The organism is Nocardioides ginsengisoli (assembly GCF_039537225.1).
Classification (GTDB): Bacteria; Actinomycetota; Actinomycetes; order Propionibacteriales; family Nocardioidaceae; genus Nocardioides; species Nocardioides ginsengisoli.
Genome location: NZ_BAABAC010000017.1, coordinates 13,674 through 35,249 on the forward strand (window position 1 = coordinate 13,674; position 21,576 = coordinate 35,249).

Consider the following 21,576-nt stretch of genomic DNA (forward strand, 5'->3'; position numbering starts at 1 on the left):
CACCCCGCGGGGTGGCGGCCGGTCGGCGTCGGTGAGTCGGTCAGGCCGACTTCTTCTTCGGCTTGGTCTCGCGCAGCACGAGCGTCGGCGCCACGTCGTCGATGACCACCTCGCCGGTCACCACGACCTTCTCGACGTCACCGCGGCTGGGCACGTCGTACATCACGTGGAGGAGGACCTCCTCGATGATCGCGCGCAGGCCACGGGCGCCGGTGCCGCGCTCGAGCGCCTTGTCGGCGATCGCGGCGACGGCGTCGTCGGTGAACTCGAGCTCGACGCCGTCGAGGTCGAAGAGCTTCTTGTACTGCTTGACCAGGGCGTTGCGCGGCTCGGTGAGGATCTGCACCAGCGCGTCCTGGTCGAGCGGGCTGACGCTCGCGATGAGCGGCAGGCGGCCGATGAACTCGGGGATCAGGCCGAACTTGGTCAGGTCCTCGGGGCGCACCTGGGCGAGCAGGTCGTCGGCAGCGCGCTCGGCCTCGCCGCGCGGCTCGGCGGTGAAGCCGAGGGACTTCTTGCCGACGCGCTGCTCGATGATGTGCTCGAGGCCGGCGAAGGCGCCGCCCACCACGAACAGGATGTTCGTGGTGTCGATCTGGATGAACTCCTGGTGCGGGTGCTTGCGCCCGCCCTGCGGCGGCACCGAGGCGGTGGTGCCCTCGATGATCTTCAGCAGCGCCTGCTGAACGCCCTCGCCTGACACGTCGCGCGTGATCGACGGGTTCTCGGCCTTGCGGGCCACCTTGTCGATCTCGTCGATGTAGATGATGCCGGTCTCGGCCTTCTTGACGTCGTAGTCGGCGGCCTGGATCAGCTTGAGCAGGATGTTCTCGACGTCCTCGCCGACGTAGCCGGCCTCGGTCAGCGCCGTGGCGTCGGCGATCGCGAAGGGGACGTTGAGCATCCGGGCCAGGGTCTGCGCCAGGTAGGTCTTGCCGCAGCCGGTCGGGCCGATCACCAGGATGTTGGACTTGGCGACCTCGACCACCTCGTCCTTGCTGTGCTTGCCCGAGACGGGCTGCACGCCGGCCTGGACGCGCTTGTAGTGGTTGTAGACCGCGACCGCCAGGGACTTCTTCGCCTGCTCCTGTCCGATGACATAGGAGTTGAGGAACTCGAAGATCTCCTTGGGCTTGGGCAGATCGGCGAGCTCGACGTCGGAGCCCTCGGCGAGCTCCTCCTCGATGATCTCGTTGCAGAGATCGATGCACTCGTCGCAGATGTAGACACCCGGACCAGCGATGAGCTTCTTGACCTGCTTCTGGCTCTTGCCGCAGAACGAGCACTTCAGCAGGTCGCCACCGTCACCGATGCGTGCCACGGGTCCTCCTCACATGTGAACTCCCCGACGGTACCCCCTGCCGCGCCCCGCGTGGGGCGGGACACGAGGGGTACGTCGGGAGTCCATCGGGCTGTACGTCGTAACAGGGGTAACAGGGGTAACAGGGGTAACAGGGACGCTCAGACGAGCGCGGGGGTCTTCAGGGACTCGAGCACCGAGTCGATCAGGCCGTACTCGATCGCGCCCTGGGCGGTGAGGATCTTGTCGCGCTCGATGTCGCGGCTGACCTCGTCGATCGGCTTGCCCGAGTGATCGCTGATCATCTTCTCGAGCAGCTCGCGCATGCGGAGGATCTCGTTGGCCTGGATCTCGATGTCGGAGGTCTGGCCGAAGGTGCCCTCGGTGTAGGGCTGGTGGATCAGGATCCGGCTGTTGGGCAGCGCCAGGCGCTTGCCCTTGGCGCCCGCGGCGAGCAGGATCGCCGCCGCCGAGGCCGCCTGCCCGATGCACACGGTCTGCACGTCGGGCTTGATGAACTGGATCGTGTCGTAGATCGCGGTCAGCGCCGTGAACGAGCCACCGGGGCTGTTGATGTAGATGCTGATGTCCTGGTCGGGGTTCATCGACTGCAGGCACAGCAGCTGGGCGATGACGGCGTTGGCGACGTCGTCGGAGATCGGCGTGCCGAGGTAGATGATGCGGTCCTCGAACAGCTTGGCGTAGGGGTCGATGCGGCGGAAGCCGTAGGACGTCCGCTCCTCCCACTGCGGGATGTAGTAGTTCATGCTCAGTCCTTCTTGTGGGCCGGCCGGCCCTCGGCGGCGGCTTCCTTGGCGCTCTTGATGACCTGGTCGACGAGGCCGTACTCCAGCGCCTCCTGGGCGGTGAACCAGCGGTCGCGGTCGGCGTCCTCGGTGACCTGCTCGACGCTCTGGCCGGTGTGCTCGGCGATCAGGTCGAGGAGGACCTTCTTGATGTGCAGCGACTGCTGGGCCTGGATCTTGATGTCGGAGGCCGAGCCGCCCATGCCGGACGACGGCTGGTGCATCATGATCCGCGCGTGCGGCAGCGCGTAGCGCTTGCCCGGCGCGCCGGCGCAGAGCAGGAACTGCCCCATCGAGGCGGCGAGGCCCATGCCCACCGTCGCGACGTCGTTGGGGATGTAGTTCATGGTGTCGTAGATCGCCATGCCGGCGTCGACGGAGCCACCGGGGCTGTTGATGTGGAGGAAGATGTCGGCCTCGGGGTCCTCCGCCGACAGCAGCAGCAGCTGGGCGCAGATCGCGTTGGCGTTCTGGTCGCGGACCTCGGAGCCGAGGAACACGATCCGCTCGCGGAGCAGCCGGCTGTAGATGTTGTCGTCGAGCAGGTTGAGACCGGCTCCACCGTTCATCTCAGGCCCACGCTCGGGGCCGGCGGAAAACTTGTGAGTCACGCGGGTGACACTAGCCGCCTCCGGTGACAGAACCACGCGATAACCGCCGCTGTTCGCCGACAGCGGATTTGAGCCGGGTCGCGGCCCGCGGGCGTTCGCCGTCGGCGTACGACCGGTCGGGCTCAGCCCTCGGCCGCGGCCTTGAGCCCGGCCACGGTGGCGGCCATGCCCGCCTCGAGCTCGTCGGCGTGGGACTCGGTGCCGCCCAGGAGCAGCGGCGCGACGATCCGGCTGCCGAGGCTGAGCGCGCCGGGGACCGGTCGCCGGTGGACGACCCGGGTGTGCCGCGGGTCGTCGGCGTCGGGCGCCAGCTCCCAGACCCACTGGGCGCCGCTGGACGGCGTGTCCCAGACCAGCCGCCGCTCGGGCGTCACGTCGGCGACGACGGACCGGGTCGGCCAGACCACGGCCCGGCGCCGGTTGATGCCGAGGTACCACTGGCCCACCCGCAGCCCGCCGGGCTTGAGCGGGATCATCCGGACCGTCTCCGGGCTCCACTCGGCCATCTGGTCGAGGTCGGTGAGCAGGGCCCACACGTGGGCGACGGGAGCCTCGACCACGGTCTCGGCGCGGAGCTCGCGGGCGGCGTGCGTCGTCATGGCGCACATCGTGGCAACTTCCACGGGCGCCGGCCAGGGCGTCCGCGGAGCGGTCGGCTCACCACCCGAGCCAGAACGACCCGAACAGCAGCAGCGGCGACAGCGCGAACATCAGCCCCAGGATCGACAGCATCGGGCCCGCCACCCGCCGGGCGAGGAGCCACCCCAGCACGCCGAGGACGAGGGCGAGAGCACCGGGCAACCCGATGACGAGCGCGAAGAGGAAGCCGATCGACGCGGTCGACGACTCCCCCGTGTAGTGCGCGGTGTCGACCCAGGCCACGACGCCGAGACCGGACTCGACCAGGCCGAGGAGGCCGGCGACGAGACCCAGGACCCGGGCGACGGTCCGGGTGCGGTCGGAGGCGGGGACGGGCGCGGCGGCGGACGGTGGGGGGAGAGTCACGGTCCGACCCTCTCGTGCCGCTCCCCCGGGCGGGTGAGTATCCGGGCTCAACCCAGCCAGCGCGACAGCGCCGCGTGGACCTCGGGGTGGTTGAGCAGGCCGAAGTGGCCGGTGCGGCCGACGTGGAGGGTCTCGGCACCGGGGAACAGCTCGGTGCCGCGGCGGTCGCGACCGACCGCGGAGCGCGGCGTCACGAGCAGGTCGCCGACGACCTGGGCGACCGGGTGACGCGGCGAGGCGGAGAGGGACGCCGACACCAGGCGGTAGCGCGCGTGCGGGAGGCACGGCACCTCGGCCGCGACGCCCTCCCTGAGATCACGGATCCCGAGCGAGCGCCGGTCGAGGATCGCGCCGAAGCCGCGCGACTCGGGCATCCGGTTGAGCAGCGCGGTGCCGTGGTGGGCGGTCCTGGCGAGCGGGGCGCCGAGGTGGGGCGTGCCGAGGGTGACGATGTCGGTGACCCGGTCGGTCCAGCGCGCGTGGCCGGCGGCCGGCTCGGCGTGGACGGCGGTCGCCGTGCGCACCACCAGGCCGCCCATCGAGTGGCCCACGAGCGCGATCCGCGCGACGTCGGTGGGCCACAGCTCGACCAGCCGCTGGAGCAGGGCTGAGAGCGCCACGCCGTTCTCGCGGACGCCGAGGCCGGTGTTGGCGCGGAGGTAGACCGGGGTCCAGCCGCGGGCGGCCAGGCTCTCGCCGTACGTCGAGCCGACGCGGTCACGGTGGCGATGCCAGTAGGCCTCGTTCTCGCACAGCCCGTGCAGGAAGACGACGAGCCGCGGCGTGGCCGCCGGGAAGGCGGCCGCGACGCCCGCGGAGGTCAGCGGGACGTCGCTCCCGGCGTCGCGCACCGCCATCTCGATCGCGAGCCTCGGATGGTCGCGGCGCAGCTCCTCGCCGATCAGCCCGTTGACGGCCGAGCGCACGAAGCGTCCCTGCGGCCCGTCGTCGAGCCCCGGGCCGACGCCGGCCTCGCCGAGGCGGGACAGCCCGGCGCTCGCGCCACGCAGCGACAGCCCGACCGCGCCGTAGACCACCGCGGCGATGCCGCGGTGCAGCGCCTCGGCCGGCGCTCCGGCCGGCCCCACACCCCGCCGTACGACGTCGTGGGCGCGGCGCGCGATCGCGGCATGGGTGTCGCGGGCCGTGGTCACGACCAGGTCGTCGACGGCCGTGCTCGCCAGGGCGAGGGCCTCGACGAGGGTGGGGCTCTGCGTCATGGGCAGTGAGTGTACAGGTGTTCACTCACTGCTGTTCCCCCGAAATGCGTCTCACCCGGCATTCCTGTCCCGAATCGGTGAGAAACGGGACCGGAATGCCGGGTGAGACGGCAAGCGGTGAGGATCAGGCCTCGGCCGGAGCCTCGGTCTCCTCGGCAGCCTCGGCCTCGTCGGCGACCTCGTCGGCGGTCTCGACGGCGGTCTCGTCGGCGGGCTCGCCGATCGAGCCGTCGGCCTGGAGGTTCTTCAGCTCGATGACGTTGCCGGCGGCGTCCTTGACGGTCGCGCCCTCGACGAGGAGTTGCAGCGCCTTGCCGCGGCGGATCTCCTGGACCAGCTCGGGCACGTGGTTGTGCTCGAACATGTGGTTGACGAACTCCTGCGGGTCCTGGCCGGACTGCTGGGCGCGGCGGATCATGTGCTGGGTCAGCTCGCCCTGGTCGACGCCCATCTCCTCCTTGTCGGCGATCTCGTCGAGGAGGAACTGCGCGGCGACGGCGTCGCGGACCCGGCGCTCGAGGTCGGCCTCGAACTCCTCCTGGGTCTGCTTCTCGTCCTCGAGGTACTTCTCGAGGGTCATGCCGGCGAACTGCAGCTGCTGCTCGAGGTTGGCGCGACGAGCGTTGAGCTCCTCGGTGACCATCGACTCGGGGAGCGGGATCTCGACCTTCTCGAGCAGGGCCTCGAGGACGGCGTCACGGGCGGCCGCGGCCTGCTCGAGGCGCTTGCCGCGGGTGAGGCGCTCGCGGACGTCGGCGCGCAGCTCGTCGAGGGTGTCGAACTCCGAGGCCTCCTGGGCGAACTCGTCGTCGAGCTCGGGGAGCTCCTGCTCCTGGACCTGGGTGACCTTGACGGCCACCTCGACGTCCTGGCCCACCAGGTCGCCGCTGACGAGCTGGGTGGTGAAGGTCTTGTCCTCGCCGGCGGCGGTGCCGACCAGGACCTCGTCGAGGCCGTCGATCATGCCGCCGTTGCCGACCTTGTAGGAGAAGCCGGCGATCTCGGCACCCTCGACGGTCTCGCCGTCCTTGGTCGCGACCAGGTCGATGACCACGAAGTCGCCGTCCTGGGCGGGGCGCTCGACGTCGATGAGGGTGCCGAAGCGCTCCCGCAGGGCGTCGACCTGGGTGGCGACGTCCTCGTCGGTGACGGCGAGGTCGTCGACGCTGGCCTCGAGGCCGTCGTAGGCCGGCAGCTCGATCTCGGGCTTGATGTCGACCTCGGCGGTGAACTCGAGGGACTCGTTGTCCTCGAACTTCGTGACCTCGATCTCCGGCTGCGCCAGCGGGGTCAGGTTGTTCTCCTGCAGCGCCTCGACGTAGGCCTTCGGCAGCACCTCGTTGACGGCCTCGTCGAGGACGACGCCGCGGCCGACCTGGCGGTCGATCACCTGCGGCGGAACCTTGCCGCGGCGGAAGCCGGGGACGTTGATCTGCTTCGCGATCTTCTGGTACGCCGCGTCGAGGCTCGGCTTGAGCTCCTCGAAGGGCACCTCGACGGTCAGCTTGGCCCGGGTCGGGCTCAAGGTCTCGACGGCGCTCTTCACAGGTGTTCTCCTACTGGTCTGGGGATGGTGCACGGGCCACGGAGGCCCGCCGATCGGGGCGATCTGTCGGGGCGACAGGACTCGAACCTGCGGTCTCCTGCTCCCAAAGCAGGCGCGCTAGCCACTACGCTACGCCCCGCGAAACGGCCCGGGTGAGCCGCACTTCGAGGGGATGACGGGAATCGAACCCGCGTAATCAGTTTGGAAGACTGAGGCTCTACCATTGAGCTACATCCCCACTCACGGGGGCTCCGCCCCCGGGGACCCCCGAAGGCGTCCCTCGGGCTTCGCCCACGAGCACGGGCAATCGTGCCACACGGCAGGCTGCCCGCCCCAACTCAGGGGCGCCGGTGGACGATCAGCAGTGCCCGGTCGTCGTCCGGGGAGCCGACCGCGGCGACCAGCCGGTCGGCCAGTCCGGTCCACGAGTGGCGCAGCAGCGACTCGGCCGCGCCCATCATGTGGTCGATGCCGAGCTCGATGTCGCGGCGCGGCTCCTCGACCATCCCGTCGGTGTAGAGCAGCAGGCTGTCGCCGGGCGCGAGCCGGCCCTTCTCGCACTCGTACTCGACGTCCTCGACGATGCCGAGCACCGGGCCCTCGGCGACGAGCAGCTTCCAGCGGCCCGACCCGGCGTGGCGCTGGAGGGCGGGCGGGTGGCCGGCCGAGCGCAGCTCGTAGTCGCCGGTGGCGAGGTCGATCGAGACGTGGACGGCGGTCGCGAAGCCCTCGTCCCAGGCGCGCTGGAGGAGGTAGTCGTTGGCGGCGGGCAGGAAGCGGTCGGGCGGGAGGGCGCCCATCAGCCCGCCCATCGCGCCGGACAGCTGCAGCGCGCGGGTGCCGGCGGCCTCGCCCTTGCCGGAGACGTCGACGACGACGAGCTCGATCCGGTTGCCCTTGTCGCTGGTGGTGGCGACGAAGAAGTCGCCCGCGAAGGGCGACCCGCCCGCCGACGAGAGCGCCGACTGCACCAGCCACGAGTCGGGCAGCGCGGGGATCTGGCCCTGGGCGAGGATCCGGTCGCGCAGGTCGACGAGCATCGACTGCCCGCGCAGCGGCCCGACGCCGGTCTGGCCGCGGCGCAGGGAGAGGTAGAGGACGAGCAGCGAGAGGCCGCCCATGACGATCATCGCGATGACGTTGCGTGCGGGGTAGGTCTCCTGCAGGTACGCCGCGAGGCCGAGCGCCCCCAGGATCAGGCAGGCGAACAGCGGCAGGATCCGGTTGCTGAGGAAGAGGATGCCGAGCACGAGCGGCAGGAAGATCAGGTTGACCGGGACGTCGTCCGGCTTCGCCCCGATCGCGACCAGGACCCCCGCCACCACCAGGGTGAGGACGGCGGCGATCCCGCGGTCGGTGCGCACCCAGCGGCGTCCGGCCCTCATCGCGCCGCCCGCGACCGGAACACCGGCTGGCAGCGCGCGCACCAGAACAGGTTGCGGCCGCCCAGCACCTCGGTGCGGACCTGGGCGCCGCAGACGTGGCAGGCCTGGCCGGCGCGCCGGTAGACGTAGACCTCGCCACCGTGGTCGTCGACGCGCGGCGGGCGGCCCATCGCCTCCGGCGTGTGCTCGGGCCGGACGGTGTCGATCCGCCCGGTTCGCACGCCTTCGGTCATGAGCACCACCAGATCGTCCCAGATCGCCCGCCACTGCGAGGCCCGAAGCGTCTTCCCGGGGCGCAGCGGGTGGATCCGGTGCCGGAAGAGGACCTCGGCGCGATAGACGTTGCCGACGCCGGCGAGGACCGTCTGGTCCATCAGCAGGGTGCCGATCGGAGCGGTGCTGCGCCCGATCCGGTGCCATGCGCGGTCGGGGTCGCCGTCGGCGCGCAGCGGGTCGGGACCGGCCTTGGCGACCACCGCGGCGCGCTCGGCCGCGGTCACCAGGGCGCAGGTGGTGGCGCCGCGCAGGTCGGCGTACGCGCCGGGGCGGGCCAGGCGCAGGCGCACCTGCCCGACCGGGAGCGGCAGCTCGGGAGCGTCGGGATGGACGGCGAACACGCCGTACAGGCCGAGGTGGACGTGGATGAAGCGCACTCCTGGGGGCTCCGCCCCCGGGAACCCCCGCTGGGGGCTCCGCCCCCAGACCCCCGACTCGGCGAACCTGATGAAGAGGTGCTTGCCCCACGCCTCGGCGTCGATCAGCCGGGCTCCGTCGAGCTGGGCGGCCGACTCGGCGAAGCGGCCCTGGGGGCTGCCGACCCGGACCTGCCGGTCGCCGAAGACGGTGGTGAGCTCACCGGCGAGGCGGTGGAGGGTGTGCCCCTCGGGCACCCCTCAGGCCTCGTGACCCAGGGCGGACTCGGGCAGCGGGGGCAGCTCGCCGGTGGTCTCGTACGACGCCAGCTGGCCGATCCGGCGCACGTGGCGCTCCTCGTCGGTGAACGGCGTGGTCAGGAACACCTCGACCAGGCGGGTCATCTCGTCGAGGCTGTGCATCCGGCCGCCGACGGCGACGACCCAAGCGTCGTTGTGCTCGCGCGCGAGGGCGGCGGTCTGCTCGGACCAGGCCAGCGCCGCACGGATGCCCTGCACCTTGTTGGCCGCGATCTGCTCGCCGTTGCCGGAGCCGCCGATGACGACGCCCAGGCTGTCGAGGCCGGCCTCACGGTCGGCGCGGACGCCCTCCGCGGCGCGCAGGCAGAAGACCGGGTAGTCGTCGAGCGCGTCGTAGACGAACGGGCCGTGGTCGACCGGCTCGTAGCCGTGCTCGGTGAGCCAGTTGGTCAGGTGGGACTTGAGCTCGAGACCGGCGTGGTCGCAGCCGAGGTGGACGCGCATGGGGGCGATTCTCGCAGGTGGCGACGCGGCATGCGAAGCCCGCTCGCCCCCTCAGGCTTGATGCAGACGGCGGGCGGCTTCGGCGATCGAGCCGCTGATCGACGGGTAGACGGTGAACGCCTGGGCGAACTGGTCGGCGGTCAGCCGCTCGGTCACGGCGAGCGACACCGGGTGGATCAGCTCCGACGCGCGGGGGCCGACGACGACCCCGCCGAGCAGGCTGCGCGAGCCGGGCGCGACGAAGAGCTTCACGAAGCCGTCGACGATGCCCTGCATCTTGGCGCGGGGGTTGGTGGCGAGCGGCTGCATGACCACCTCGGCGAGGACCTCGCCGGCGTCGACCTGCTTCTGGGTGACGCCGACGGTGGCGATCTCGGGGGCGGTGAAGACGTTGGACGAGACGACGGTCAGGTCGAGCGGCTGGACGGCGTCGCCGAGGACGTGGGCCATCGCGATCCGGCCCTGCATGGCGGCGACGGAGGCGAGCATGAAGACGCCGGTGCAGTCGCCGGCGGCGTAGACGCCCGGGACGGAGGTCCGGGAGACCTTGTCGACGACGACGAAGCCGCCGTCGTCGAGCCGGACGCCGGCCGCCTCGAGCCCGATGCCCGTCGTGTTCGGCACCGAGCCGAGGGCGAGGATGCAGTGGGAGCCGGTGACCGTGCGCCCGTCCTGGAGGGCGACGGTGACGACGTCGCCGTCGCGGGTGACCGATGCCATCCGGGACTGTCCGAGGACGGTCATGCCGCGACGGGTCGAGACGTCCTCGAGGACCTGCGCGGCGTCGGGGTCCTCGCCGGGGAGGACCCGCTCGCGCGAGGAGACGAGGGTGACGCGGACGCCGAGCGCCTGGTAGGCACTGGCGAACTCGGCGCCGGTGACGCCGGAGCCGACGACGATCAGGTGCTCGGGCATCGCGTCGAGGTCGTAGACCTGCTCCCAGGTCAGGATCCGCTCGCCGTCGGGCTGCGCGGACGCGAGGGTGCGCGGGGCGGCGCCGGTGGCGATCAGCACCGCGTCGGCGTCGTACGTCGTCTCGCCGTCTGCGGTCGTCGCGACCACCCGGCCGGGGCCGTCGAGCCGGCCGCGCCCGTGGACGACGGTCACGCCCTCGCGAGCCAGCCGGCCCTCGATGTCGGCGGACTGCGCCAGCGCCAGCGCCTTGACGCGCTGGTTGACCCTGGCCAGGTCGACGCGCGGCGGGTCGACGAGGATCCCGAGCTCGTTCGCGCTCCCGAGGTCGGACATCACCTCCGCCGTCGCGATCAGCGTCTTGCTCGGGACGCAGTCGGTCAGGACCGCCGAGCCGCCGACTCCGTCGGAGTCGATGACGACGACCTCCGCCCCGAGCTGAGCCGCCACCAGGGCCGACTCGTAGCCGCCCGGTCCCCCTCCGACGATCACCACGCGCGCCATGCCGCCATTCTTGCAGCGGTGTCACCATCGCCGGCAGCGCGGTGGGCGGTGCGTGTCCGGCAGCTCGCTGACCCTCCCGGACCGCAGACGCGCTCGGTGAATTCTCACCAGTACGATCCCGCCATGCGTATCGCCCGAGTCGTCACCCCGCTGACCGCCGCCGTTCTCGCCGTGGCCGTCGCCGCCTGCGCGCCCGCCGAGGACAAGGCCGAGCAGAGCGGCAAGACCGCGTCGGCCGGCGAGTGCAAGGTCGCCGACCTGCCGCTGGTGAAGAAGGGCGTGCTGACGATCGGCACCGACTCGCCGGCCTACGACCCGTGGTTCAACGACAACGACCCGACGAACGGCAAGGGCTTCGAGTCGGCCGTGGCGTACGCCGTGGCCGAGCAGCTCGGCTTCGCCAAGGACCAGGTCACGTGGGTGACCGTCCCCTTCAACAACTCCTACAAGCCGGGCCCGAAGGACTTCGACTTCGACATCAACCAGATCTCGATCGACGCCGACCGCGAGAAGGCCGTCGACTTCTCCGAGGGCTACTACTCCGCCGCGCAGGCCGTGATCGTGCTGAAGAACAGCCCGGCCGCGAAGATCAAGGACCTCGCCGAGCTGGCGAGCTTCAAGATCGGCGCCCAGACCGGTACGACGTCGCTCACCGCGGTGCGCGACATGATCAAGCCGAAGTCCGACCCGCTGGTCTTCCAGAACACCAACAACGCCAAGCAGGCGATGCTCAACGGCCAGGTCGACGCGATCGTCGCCGACCTCCCGACCGCGTTCTACATCAGCTCGGTCGAGATCCCGGACAGCACGCTGCTGGGCCAGTTCCAGTACGACAAGGGCGCAGCCGAGCAGTTCGGCCTGCTGTTCGAGCAGGGCAACAAGCTGCTCCCCTGCGTCAACGGGGCGATCGACGCGCTGAAGAAGGACGGCCGGCTCGCGAACATCGAGCAGAAGTGGCTGTCCGACGTCGTGAGCGTGCCCACGCTCAAGTGAGCGCCTCCACGCCCGACGCCGGCGCCACCACGGGCGCCGGCTGGCAGCCCAGCGCGCGCGAGCTCGCCCGGCGCCGTACCCGCCAGCAGCAGCATCGCCGCCGCGTCCTCATCGCGAGCGTCGCGACGGTGGTCGTGCTCGGCGGACTGGTCGCGGCCGTCGTCCTGTCGCCCGGTTGGGCGCGGGTCCAGGCGACCTTCCTCGACCCGCATCACGCCAAGGAGTCCCTGCCGGCGATCGCCAAGGGCTTCTGGATCAACGTCAAGATGTTCCTCATCGCGGAGCCGCTGATCCTGGTCGCCGGCCTCGCGCTGGCGCTGATCCGCCAGGCCCGCTCGGCCTGGCTGGTGCCGGTGCGCGGGCTCGCGGTGGTCTACACCGACGTGGTGCGCGGCATCCCGACGCTGCTCCTGGTGTTCCTGTTCGCGTTCGGCATGCCGGCGCTGGGGCTGGCCGGGATCCCCACCAGCCTCTTCTTCTGGGCGACCGTGGCGCTCGTCGTGTCCTACTCCGCCTATGTCGCCGAGGTCTTCCGCTCCGGCATCGAGTCGGTGCACCCGTCGCAGCTGGCGAGCGCCGAGGCGCTGGCGCTGTCGCGGGCGCAGACGATGCGGTACGTCGTCGTCCCGCAGGCCGTGCGCCGCGTGGTGCCGCCGCTGCTCAACGACTTCGTGTCGCTGCAGAAGGACACCGCGCTCGCCGCGTCGGTCGGCGTGTTCGAGGCGCTGTTCGCCGCCGCCGACTACGGCAACTACAAGTTCAACTTCACCGCCTATGTCGTCGCGGCGGCCTTCTTCATCGCGCTGACCGTGCCCCTGGCTCGGCTGTGCGACGCACTGACCCGCCGGATGGCGCGGCGCGAGCGGGCAGGAGCTCTCTGATGGCCGATCCGCTGCTCGAGGCGCGCAACCTCCGCAAGAGCTATCCGCGACACGGCGAGGCCGGCCCGCGCGTCGTCCTGGACGACGTGTCGCTGAGCGTCTCCCCCGGCGACGTCGTCTGCCTGATCGGGTCGTCGGGCTCCGGGAAGTCGACGCTGCTGCGCTGCCTCGACCTGCTCGAGCCGATCGACGACGGTGTCATCGAGTTCCGGGGCCGCGAGATCTCGGACCCCCTGGTGCGCCCGCAGGAGGTGCGGCGCGACATCGGCATGGTGTTCCAGGCCTACAACCTCTTCCCGCACCTGAGCGTGCTCGACAACTGCACGCTGGCGCCGCGCAAGGTCCACGGCATGGCTCCGACGGACGCGCGGGCGAAGGCGACCGAACTGCTGGAGCGGTTCGGGCTCGGCGAGCACGTCGCCAAGCACCCCGACCAGCTCTCCGGCGGCCAGCAGCAGCGGGTCGCGCTGGTGCGCGCGCTGTGCACCGACCCGGCGCTGCTGCTCCTCGACGAGATCACCGCCGCGCTCGACCCCGAGCTGGTCGGCGAGGTGCTCGAGATCGTGCGGAGCCTGGCCGAGTCCGGGACGACGATGGTGCTCGCCACCCACGAGATGGCGTTCGCGCGCGACGTCGCGTCCCACGTCTGCTTCCTCGACGGCGGCCGGATCCTCGAGGAGGGTCCGCCGTCGCAGGTGCTCGGCGAGCCGACCGAGGCACGGACGCGGGAGTTCCTGCGCCGGGTGCTCGCGTAGTGGGGGCGCCGAGCCGCGTCGTACGGATCGCGTCGATCCCGGCGATGTTCGTGGCGGGCGCGATGATCGCCGTCCAGGCGCAGGTCAACGGACGCCTCGCGACCGCCCTCGGCGGTACGACGTCCGCCGGCCTGACCGCGGCCGTGCTGGCGTTCGGCAGCGGACTGGTCCTGGTCACCCTGATCACGCTGTCCTCACCCGCGCGACGGGCGGGAATCCCCTTGCTGCGCGGGGCATTGCGCGACGGGACCGTGCCGAGGGTCGCCGTCTTGGGGGGCCTGTGCGGCGCCTTCCTCGTCGCCGCGCAGGGACTGACCGTGGCGACCATCGGCGTCGCGCTGTTCAGCGTCGCGGTGACCGCGGGCCAGTCCTCGAGCTCGCTCGCGGTCGACCACGCCGGCCTCGGCCCGGGCGGCCATCACCCGTGGAGCCTGCCGCGGGGCGTGGCCGCCGCCTTCGCCGTGATCGCGGTGGCCCTGGCCGCGGGTGAGCGCCTGGTCGAGTCGTTCTCGCTGACGACCGCCGGGCTCGCCGTACTGCCGCTGCTGGCGGGAGCCGGCATGGCAGTACAGGCGGCGTTCAACGGCCGCGTCTCGGCGATCGCCGGGCCGTGGGTGTCGAGCCTCAACAACTTCGTGATCGGCTTCATCGGCCTGGTCGCCGTCTGGCTGATCGCGCTGGCGATCGACCACGACCTGAGGCCCCTGCCCGGCCAGTGGTGGATGTACGTCGGCGGCGTGCTCGGCATGGGCTTCATCTGGCTGTCGGCGGCGCTGGTGCGCGTGCACGGCGTCCTGGTGCTCGGGCTGTGCGTCATCGCCGGCCAGGTGATCACGGCGCTGGTGATCGAGCTGGTCGTCAACGCCGACTCGCACGTCGGGCCGGTGGGCGTGGCCGCGGGCGGGCTGACCGTGGTCGGCGTCCTCGTGGCGCTGTGGCAGACCGGCCACGGGCACGCCGACGACTGAGACCGGCCGGGGCCCCGTCAGCAGGTGACGCAGGTGCGCGCCGCGGGCCGGACCGCCAGCCGCTCGGGGGCGATCTCGCGACCGCAGACCTCGCACCGGCCGTAGTCGCCCGCCTCCAGGCGCGAAAGCGCCGCGTCGACCTCGGCCAGGTGCGCCCGGATCTGCCGGAGCAGCGCGGCGAGCTGGGAGCGCTCGAAAGCGATCGTCGTGCCCTCGGGGTCGTGCTCGTCGTCGGCGTTCGTGTCGCGCGAGGCGGCCACGACCTCGTCGAAGTCACCGGTCAGCTCGGCCAGCCGGCGCAGCGCCTCGCGTCGCTCGGCCTCGAGCAGGTCTCGGGGGTGGTCCATCCCCACCATGCTGACAGGCCTCGCCGACAGAGCGGAGAAGCACGACCGGCCGGCCCCCTACGGGGACCGGCCGGCGGCGTGAGCGGTGTGCTCAGAGGTTGATCATGTGGCCGGCGATCCCGTGGATCGCCTCCTTGACCGCCTCCGACAGCGTCGGGTGGGCGAAGACGTTGCGGCCCACCTCGTCGGCGGTGAGGTCCCACTTCTGGGCCAGGGTCAGCGCCGGGAGGAGCTCGGTGACGTCGGGGCCGATCATGTGGGCGCCGAGGATCTCGTTGAACTCGGCGTCGGCGACGATCTTCACGAAGCCGACCGCCTCGCCCAGGCCCATGGCCTTGCCGTTGGCGGTGAACGGGAACGACGCCGTCTTCACGTCGTAGCCCTTCTCCTTGGCCTGCGCCTCCGAGTAGCCGAAGGAGCCGATCTGCGGCTGGCAGTAGGTCGCGCGCGGGATGAAGTCGTACTCGACCGGCATGGTCTCGGCACCCGCCAGCGTCTCGGCCGCGACGATGCCCATCGCCTCGGCCACGTGGGCCAGCATCATCTTGCCGGTCACGTCACCGATCGCGTAGACACCCGCCACGTTGGTGCGGCAGAACTCGTCGACCTGGATCGCACCACGATCGGTCAGCGCGACACCGGCGGCCTCGAGGCCGTAGCCCTCGACCCGCGGGGCGAACCCGAACGCGGCGAGGAACTTGTCGGCCTCCAGCACCTGCTCCTCGCCACCCGCGGCCGGTGCGATGCGGACCTTCACACCGGAGCCGCCCGAATCAGCAAGGTCCTCGACACCCTTGACCGCGGTCGAGGTCAGGACCTTCACGCCGAGCTTCTTGTAGTGGCGCGCGAGCTCCTTGGACACGTCGGCGTCCTCGGTCGGGACCATCCGGTCGAGGAACTCCACGATGGTCACCTCGACCCCGAAGTTCTTCATCACGTAGGCGAACTCGACACCGATCGCACCCGAGCCCCCGATGATGATCGACGACGGCAGGTTCTCGTCGAGGATCTGCTCCTCGTAGGTGACGATGTTCTGCCCGTTCGGGGTGACGCCGGGGACGCTGCGGACCGTCGCGCCGGCGGCGATGATCAGGTCGTCGCAGGTGTAGTCGGCGGTGGAGCCGTCGTTGAGCGCGACCCGGACCGACTTGGGACCGGTCAGGGTGCCCCAGCCGTCGATCTCGGTGATCTTGTTCTTCTTCATCAGGAAGTGGACGCCCTTGACGATGCCGGCGCTCACCGTGCGCGAGCGCGCGTGCGTCGGGCCGTAGGCCATCGTGGCGTCGCCCTCGATGCCGAACTTGGCCTTCTCGTGGGTCAGCGTGTGCGCGAGCTCGGCGTTCTTCAGCAGCGCCTTCGACGGGATGCAGCCGACGTTGAGACAGACGCCGCCCCAGTACTTCTTCTCGATCACGGCAACGGACTTGCCGAGCTGAGCGGCGCGGATCGCGGCGACATATCCACCGGGGCCGGCACCAAGGACGAGGACATCGAAGTGGGTCACGGACGCCAGCGTAGTAGGCACCCCTCTTGTGCCGTGCATCACGTTCACGGGAGGGTGTGGCTACTCCCCGGTACGGCGACATACGGGGTCGCCGGCCTCGATCAAGGAGCTGCTCCATGTCTCGGTCTCTCGGATTCGTCCTCGCCTGCGCACTCGCCCTCACGGGGCTCGCGCAGGTCCCCCTCCCGGCCGCGAACGCCCAGCCGGCCGGCCTCCTCGACGTCATCGTGACGCTGAAGCCGACCGCCGACCCGGCGGCCACGGCGACGTCCCTCGTCACCCGCCGCGGTGGCGACGTCACCCACGTCTACTCCCACGCCCTCAACGGCTTCTCCGCCACCCTCACCGACGCCCTGCTCACCCTGCTGAAGGGCGACGCGCGGGTGCAGTCGATCGAGCTCGACAGCCGGGTGCAGGCCACCGGCACCCAGACCCCGACGCCCAGCTGGGGTCTCGACCGGGTCGACCAGCGCAACCTCCCGCTCGACAACACCTACACGTCGAGCAGCACCGGCGCGGGCGTCGACGTCTACGTCGTCGACACCGGCATCTCGCTCACCCATCCCGACTTCGGCGGCCGGGCCGTCTCCGGCACCGACACGGTCGACAACGACGCCGACGCGACCGACTGCAACGGCCACGGCACCCACGTCGCCGGCACCATCGGCGGCACCACCTACGGCCTGGCGAAGGCCAGCCGACTGGTCGCCGTCCGCGTGCTCGACTGCCAGGGCTCCGGCGCCACGTCCGGTGTGATCGCGGGCCTCGACTGGGTCGCGGCGAACCACCAGGCCGGGACGCCGGCCGCCGCCAACATGAGCCTGGGCGGCACCGCGTCGAGCGCCCTCGACGCCGCCGTCCAGCGGGTCATCAGCGACGGCGTCACCATGGCGGTCGCCGCGGGCAATGACAACGCCGACGCCTGCAAGTCGTCGCCGGCCCGGGTCGCCGAAGCCCTCACCGTCGCGGCCAGCGACCGCACCGACAAGCAGGCGAGCTTCTCCAACCGCGGCACCTGCGTCGACCTGTTCGCGCCCGGCGTCGACATCACCTCGGACTGGCTCAACGGTGGCACCAACACCATCAGCGGCACCTCGATGGCCACGCCGCACGTGACCGGGGCCGCCGCGCTCTACCTGTCGACGCACCCGACGGCGTCGCCGAGCGCGGTCAGCAGCGCCATCCTGGCCGCGACCACGAAGGGCCGGATCAGCGGCACCGAGCGCAGCTGCGTGCTGCTGATCATCTGTTCGCCGGCCACGCCCAACAACAACCTGCTCTACACGGGGCCCTGACCTCGCGGCGGCGTACGGCGCCACGTAAAGGCCTATAGCCTGACCCCCGTGACGTCGTACGCCGCCTACGGCACCAACCTCGATCCCGTACGGATGGGCGAGCGGTGCCCCCACTCCCCGCTGCAGACCACCGGCTGGCTGACCGGCTGGCGGCTGACCTTCGGCGGCGAGGAGCACGGCTGGGACGGCGCGCTCGCGACGATCGTCCAGGATCCGCTCGAGCAGGTCTTCGTCGCCGTCTACGACGTCAGCCCGTACGACGAGCCGAGCCTCGACCAGTGGGAGTCGGCCGACTCGGGGCTCTACCGCCGCACCAAGGTCCGGGTGTCGACGATGGTGGGCGAGATCGTGGCGTGGACCTACGTCCTCGACGCCTACGAGGGCGGGCTGCCCTCGGCGTCGTACCTCGGGGTGCTGGCGGACGCCGCCGAGGCCGCGGACGCCCCCGACGACTACGTCGCCGCGCTGCGCGTGCGGGCCTGCCGCTCGACCGGGCTCTGAGCGGCGCGTCACCCCGGGGAACCTGACTCGTTGTCAGGTTATGCGGACTCCCTCCCGAACCCTGCGTCGCCTCGCGGCCGCCGCCACCGCGGCGAGCGTCACCGCCCTCCCGCTCGCGATCCCGAGCACCGCCACGGCAGCCGCCGCGGCCCCCTCCGCGCCGACCGGCCTGCGCGACGTGATGTGGGTCGGCAACAACTGGGCGGGGACCGCGAGCATCGTCGACGCCCACACCTTCGAGGTGCTCAAGCGCGGGGTGAACCTGGTCCCCGACAAGAACGAGGAACTGCTCGCGATCGCGAAGAGCCCCCTCGACCTGCTCTTCTACCTGCTCATCAAGGCGGGGCCGGGCGAGGGCCACGACCAGTACGTCGACGACATGTTCAGCACCCGCGACGGCCGCTTCCTCGCGGTATCGCGACCGAGCTTCGCCGACGTGGTCTGGATCGACGTGGCCAAGGCGACGGCCGGGCGGCGCGACTCGATCGTCCGCGAGCAGCCGATGGACGGCCACCGCAGCGACCACATGGCCCTCTCCCCCGACGGCCGCCGGCTGCTCGTGTCGGACTCGACCGAGCGCCAGGTCATCGAGTTCTCGATGGTCGACGAGACGCTGCCCGACGGCACCGTGGTGAAGATGGGCGACCGCACGCGCACCTTCGTCTCGGGCGAGACGCCGCACGAGAGCAACTACACCCGCGACGGCAGCCGGATCTTCCACGCCTCGATCGGCCTGGTCTACACCCCCGGCGACGACCCGGCGCTCGACAAGCTCAAGGGCGACCGCTGGTTCCAGATCGTGCGCAACGGCGACTTCGGGATCGAGCAGCGCTGGGGCATCGGCGCCGAGCTGCGGAGGCCGGCTACCCGCAGATGAGCAGCGCGGTCCGGCCGATGGCGGTCGCGCCCGACGAGCGCTTCGTCTACTTCCAGGTGTCCTTCTTCCACGGCTTCGTCGAGTTCGACACCCAGGCGCCGGACCTCGACGGCAAGGTCGACTACACCCTCGGCGGCGTGCCCGAGCCGCCCACCGGCGCCATCACCCGCGTGATCCCGCTGCCCAACCGGGTGCCGAACATGCCGCGGGAGAAGTACGTCAACGACTCCGCCCACCACGGCCTGTCGATCAACGCCGCCGGCGACACCCTCTGCGTCGCCGGGACGATGGACGACTACGCCGCGCTCGTCGACCGGACGTCGGGCGAGGCGACGATCTTCGACGAGAAGACCACGGGCCACAGCTACCTCAAGCCGTACTGGACGACCGAGGGGCTCGACGACACCTGCTGGATCTCGCTGTCGGGCAGCGACGCGGTGGCCGTCCTCGACACGAACACGGGCGAGGAGCTGGCCTACCGGGCCGTCGGCAACCACCCGCAGCGGGTGCGTCACGGGTACGTGCGCGAGGACGTCATCGCGTCCTGGTGAATGCCCTAGGCTCGGCCCGTGACTGAGTCCCCCTCGCCGTACGCCCTGGCCGAAGAGGCCGCCGTCCGCCTCGCCGAGCTCACCGGTGTCGCCCGTCACGACGTGGCGCTGGTGCTCGGCTCCGGCTGGCTGCCGGCGGCCGACGCCCTCGACGGTGCGGGCGGCGCGAACACCACCGAGATCGACGTGACCTCGCTGCCGGGCTTCGCGGCCTCGGCGGTGCACGGGCACTCGGGCAAGATCCGCTCGATCCGGATCCCGGGCGAGGACGGCGCGCCCGACCGCCACCTGCTGGTGTTCCTCAGCCGCACCCACTACTACGAGGGTCGCGGCGTGCCGGCCGTCGTCCACGGCGTGCGTACGGCGGCCGCCGCCGGCTGTCGCGCGATCGTGCTCACCAACGGCTGCGGCGGGCTCAAGCCCACCTGGACGCCGGGCACGCCGGTGCTGATCAGCGACCACATCAACCTGACCGGCCAGTCCCCCATCGTTGGCGCCAACTTCGTCGACCTGACGGACCTGTACTCCGCGCGGCTGCGCGAGCTGTGCCGCGAGGTCGAGCCGACGCTCGACGAGGGCGTCTACGTGCAGTTCACCGGGCCGCACTACGAAACCCCGGCCGAGGTGCGGATGGCCGGGATCATGGGTGGCCACCTGGTCGGCATGAGCACCACCCTCGAGGCGATCGCGGCCCGCGAGGCCGGCATGGAGATCCTCGGCATCAGCCTGGTCACCAACCTCGCCGCCGGCCTGAGCGGCGAGCCGCTCAACCACGCCGAGGTGCTCGAGGCCGGCCGGGCCGCCGCCACCCGGATGGGCAACCTGCTCGGCCGCGTGGTCCCGCGCATCTGAGGTCCGCCATGGAGCCCTACGCGTCGGTCGTCGAGTCGTACCGCGGGTTCGCCGCCGAGGCGGAGGACTCGCCGACCTTCGTCGCGTGGGCGCTCGGCGTCGTCGACGACCCGGACGTCCGGGCGTGGATCGCGACGCTGCCGGACCTCAAGCAGCAGCCGAACCTGGTCTTCGCGGCGGCCCGCCATCACGGCGTACCGGCGCCGGGGCCGTACGCCGGACTGCGCGACGCGCTGCTCGGCGACGACGGCTCGATCCGCGCCACGATCCTGGCGCGGGCCACGCAGACCAACGAGGTCGGGCGGCTGGCGACGCTGGCGCCTGCCTTCGCGTCGCTCGGCGCCGACGGACCGTTGGCGCTGATCGAGGTCGGCGCCTCGGCCGGGCTCTGCCTCTATCCCGACCGCTGGGGCTATCGCTGGTCGACCGACGCCGGGGACGTGACGCTCGGCCCGGCGCCCCACCTGCCGTGCCGGGTGAAGGGCCCCGCCCCGCTCCCCGACCGGCTGCCCGAGGTCGCCTGGCGCGGCGGCATCGACCTGCACCCGCTCGACGTCACCGACGCCGACGAGATGGCGTGGCTCGAGACCCTCGTCTGGCCGGAGCAGGACGAGCGCCGCGACCGACTGCGCCAGGCCGTCGCCGTCGCCCGCCAGGACCCGCCGTCCATCGTCACCGGCGACCTCGTCGCGGAGCTCCCGGCGCTCGTCGAGCGCGCGTCGTCGTACGGCACGGTCGTGGTGTTCCACAGCGCCGTCATCGCCTACCTTCCGCCGCCGCGCCGGCTCGAGTTCGACGCGCTGATGCGCGACCTGGTCGGCCGCGGCGCGTGCCACTGGGTCAGCAACGAGGGCAAGCAGGTGCTGCCGTCCGTGACACGCACCGGCCCGCCGATCCCGGACGGGCATCCGACGTTCGTGCTCGGGATCGACGGGCGGATGGTGGCGCAGACGCACGGGCACGGACGGACGCTGCGCTGGGTGGGCTGATGATGCAGCCCACCCAGATGCCGGCGAGCGCGACCCCCGGACGACGCGGCGTCATCGCCCTCGCGACCGTTCTCGCCGCCAACGCCGTCGTCCTGCTCTGGATGATCGCGCCGCCCTCGATCGTCCCCTACCTCGGCTGGTACGCCGACCTGCTCGGCCCGGCCATCGCGTTCGGCCTGCTGGCGCTCGCGCTCGCCGTCGGCTGGGTCAGCGGGTACCTGCCACGCCGCTCGCCGTACGTCATCGCGGCCGGGGCGGTACTCGTCGCCGACCTCGTGCTCGCGGTGGCCGGAGCGGTCTGGCTCGTCATGATCCTGGGAGATCTCGCGGAGCTCTGACGGGGCCTGTGGATGACGCCTGCAGGCGCGGGCGTTTCC

24 protein-coding genes and 2 tRNA genes are annotated in these 21,576 nt (G+C 71.5%); 11 read left to right on the top strand and 15 right to left on the bottom strand.

Going from position 1 to position 21,576, the window contains the following annotated elements; translation table 11 throughout:
- Positions 1-40 precede the first annotated feature (40 nt).
- From clpX to AB4880_RS09185, 13 genes are all read right to left on the bottom strand, one after another.
- Complete coding sequence (gene clpX, locus AB4880_RS09125) at positions 41-1,321, bottom strand: ATP-dependent Clp protease ATP-binding subunit ClpX (RefSeq protein ID WP_367918907.1); 1,281 nt, start codon at positions 1,319-1,321, stop codon at positions 41-43.
- Positions 1,322-1,461: 140 nt separating this feature from the next.
- Positions 1,462-2,067 (bottom strand): ATP-dependent Clp protease proteolytic subunit, encoded by a 606-nt coding sequence (locus tag AB4880_RS09130; RefSeq protein WP_367918908.1) that lies wholly within the window; start codon positions 2,065-2,067, stop codon positions 1,462-1,464.
- Positions 2,068-2,069: 2 nt separating this feature from the next.
- A complete protein-coding gene (locus tag AB4880_RS09135) occupies positions 2,070-2,675 on the bottom strand; it encodes an ATP-dependent Clp protease proteolytic subunit (protein ID WP_367918959.1) in 606 nt (201 codons plus the stop codon).
- A 164-nt stretch (positions 2,676-2,839) separates the two neighbouring features.
- A complete protein-coding gene (locus tag AB4880_RS09140; protein WP_367918909.1) occupies positions 2,840-3,316 on the bottom strand; it encodes an SRPBCC family protein in 477 nt (158 codons plus the stop codon).
- A 58-nt stretch (positions 3,317-3,374) separates the two neighbouring features.
- Entirely contained in the window at positions 3,375-3,722 is a 348-nt protein-coding gene (locus AB4880_RS09145; protein ID WP_367918910.1) for a hypothetical protein, read from the bottom strand.
- Between the two features lie 47 nt (positions 3,723-3,769).
- Positions 3,770-4,942 (bottom strand): alpha/beta hydrolase, encoded by a 1,173-nt coding sequence (locus AB4880_RS09150; protein ID WP_367918911.1) that lies wholly within the window; start codon positions 4,940-4,942, stop codon positions 3,770-3,772.
- A gap of 124 nt (positions 4,943-5,066) precedes the next feature.
- Positions 5,067-6,488: a trigger factor gene (gene tig, locus AB4880_RS09155; RefSeq protein WP_367918912.1), complete on the bottom strand. Its 1,422-nt coding sequence runs from the start codon at positions 6,486-6,488 to the stop codon at positions 5,067-5,069.
- 66 nt (positions 6,489-6,554) lie between these two features.
- A tRNA-Pro gene (locus tag AB4880_RS09160) sits at positions 6,555-6,627 on the bottom strand.
- Positions 6,628-6,655: 28 nt separating this feature from the next.
- A tRNA-Gly gene (locus tag AB4880_RS09165) sits at positions 6,656-6,726 on the bottom strand.
- 100 nt (positions 6,727-6,826) lie between these two features.
- Positions 6,827-7,915, bottom strand: coding sequence for a PP2C family protein-serine/threonine phosphatase (locus AB4880_RS09170; protein ID WP_367918913.1), 1,089 nt, complete (start codon positions 7,913-7,915; stop codon positions 6,827-6,829).
- Entirely contained in the window at positions 7,870-8,763 is an 894-nt protein-coding gene (locus tag AB4880_RS09175; protein WP_367918914.1) for an Fpg/Nei family DNA glycosylase, read from the bottom strand. The genes AB4880_RS09170 and AB4880_RS09175 overlap by 46 nt, the downstream gene beginning before the upstream one ends.
- Positions 8,764-8,766: 3 nt before the next feature.
- Complete coding sequence (locus AB4880_RS09180) at positions 8,767-9,270, bottom strand: ribose-5-phosphate isomerase (protein WP_367918915.1); 504 nt, start codon at positions 9,268-9,270, stop codon at positions 8,767-8,769.
- A gap of 51 nt (positions 9,271-9,321) precedes the next feature.
- On the bottom strand, positions 9,322-10,686 hold the full coding sequence (locus AB4880_RS09185; protein WP_367918916.1) for an NAD(P)H-quinone dehydrogenase: 1,365 nt from the start codon (positions 10,684-10,686) through the stop codon (positions 9,322-9,324).
- A gap of 123 nt (positions 10,687-10,809) precedes the next feature.
- Between AB4880_RS09185 and AB4880_RS09190 the strand changes: the two genes are divergently transcribed.
- From AB4880_RS09190 to AB4880_RS09205, 4 genes are read left to right on the top strand one after another with little or no spacing between them, the layout of a single operon-like run.
- Positions 10,810-11,679 carry an ABC transporter substrate-binding protein gene (locus AB4880_RS09190; protein ID WP_367918917.1) on the top strand — a complete coding sequence of 290 codons (870 nt, stop codon included), beginning with the start codon at positions 10,810-10,812 and terminating at the stop codon, positions 11,677-11,679.
- Positions 11,676-12,560, top strand: coding sequence for an amino acid ABC transporter permease (locus AB4880_RS09195; protein WP_367918918.1), 885 nt, complete (start codon positions 11,676-11,678; stop codon positions 12,558-12,560). The genes AB4880_RS09190 and AB4880_RS09195 overlap by 4 nt, the downstream gene beginning before the upstream one ends.
- Positions 12,560-13,315 carry an amino acid ABC transporter ATP-binding protein gene (locus AB4880_RS09200; RefSeq protein WP_367918919.1) on the top strand — a complete coding sequence of 252 codons (756 nt, stop codon included), beginning with the start codon at positions 12,560-12,562 and terminating at the stop codon, positions 13,313-13,315. Before AB4880_RS09195 ends, AB4880_RS09200 begins: the two co-directional genes overlap by 1 nt.
- Complete coding sequence (locus AB4880_RS09205; RefSeq protein ID WP_367918920.1) at positions 13,315-14,283, top strand: DMT family transporter; 969 nt, start codon at positions 13,315-13,317, stop codon at positions 14,281-14,283. Before AB4880_RS09200 ends, AB4880_RS09205 begins: the two co-directional genes overlap by 1 nt.
- A 17-nt stretch (positions 14,284-14,300) precedes the next feature.
- Here the strand turns inward: AB4880_RS09205 and AB4880_RS09210 are convergent, their stop codons facing one another.
- Positions 14,301-14,630 (bottom strand): TraR/DksA family transcriptional regulator, encoded by a 330-nt coding sequence (locus AB4880_RS09210; protein ID WP_367918921.1) that lies wholly within the window; start codon positions 14,628-14,630, stop codon positions 14,301-14,303.
- A gap of 91 nt (positions 14,631-14,721) precedes the next feature.
- A complete protein-coding gene (gene lpdA, locus AB4880_RS09215; RefSeq protein ID WP_367918922.1) occupies positions 14,722-16,134 on the bottom strand; it encodes a dihydrolipoyl dehydrogenase in 1,413 nt (470 codons plus the stop codon).
- Between the two features lie 116 nt (positions 16,135-16,250).
- Here lpdA and AB4880_RS09220 point away from each other — a divergent pair, with 116 nt between their 5' ends.
- The 7 genes from AB4880_RS09220 to AB4880_RS09250 are packed head-to-tail and all read left to right on the top strand — an operon-like array spanning position 16,251 to position 21,537.
- Entirely contained in the window at positions 16,251-17,429 is a 1,179-nt protein-coding gene (locus AB4880_RS09220; RefSeq protein WP_367918923.1) for a S8 family peptidase, read from the top strand.
- Positions 17,430-17,477: 48 nt separating this feature from the next.
- The gene (locus AB4880_RS09225) at positions 17,478-17,930 is read left to right on the top strand and encodes a gamma-glutamylcyclotransferase family protein (protein ID WP_367918924.1); all 453 of its coding nucleotides are present in this window, start codon (positions 17,478-17,480) and stop codon (positions 17,928-17,930) included.
- A 40-nt stretch (positions 17,931-17,970) separates the two neighbouring features.
- Complete coding sequence (locus AB4880_RS09230) at positions 17,971-18,807, top strand: YncE family protein (RefSeq protein ID WP_367918925.1); 837 nt, start codon at positions 17,971-17,973, stop codon at positions 18,805-18,807.
- Positions 18,804-19,358: an NHL repeat-containing protein gene (locus AB4880_RS09235; RefSeq protein WP_367918926.1), complete on the top strand. Its 555-nt coding sequence runs from the start codon at positions 18,804-18,806 to the stop codon at positions 19,356-19,358. Before AB4880_RS09230 ends, AB4880_RS09235 begins: the two co-directional genes overlap by 4 nt.
- Positions 19,359-19,376: 18 nt before the next feature.
- Positions 19,377-20,210, top strand: a complete 834-nt coding sequence (locus tag AB4880_RS09240) for a purine-nucleoside phosphorylase (protein WP_367918927.1) — start codon at positions 19,377-19,379, stop codon at positions 20,208-20,210.
- 8 nt (positions 20,211-20,218) lie between these two features.
- On the top strand, positions 20,219-21,199 hold the full coding sequence (locus AB4880_RS09245; protein WP_367918928.1) for a DUF2332 domain-containing protein: 981 nt from the start codon (positions 20,219-20,221) through the stop codon (positions 21,197-21,199).
- A complete protein-coding gene (locus AB4880_RS09250; protein WP_367918929.1) occupies positions 21,199-21,537 on the top strand; it encodes a hypothetical protein in 339 nt (112 codons plus the stop codon). The genes AB4880_RS09245 and AB4880_RS09250 overlap by 1 nt, the downstream gene beginning before the upstream one ends.
- The last annotated feature ends 39 nt before the right edge of the window (positions 21,538-21,576 follow it).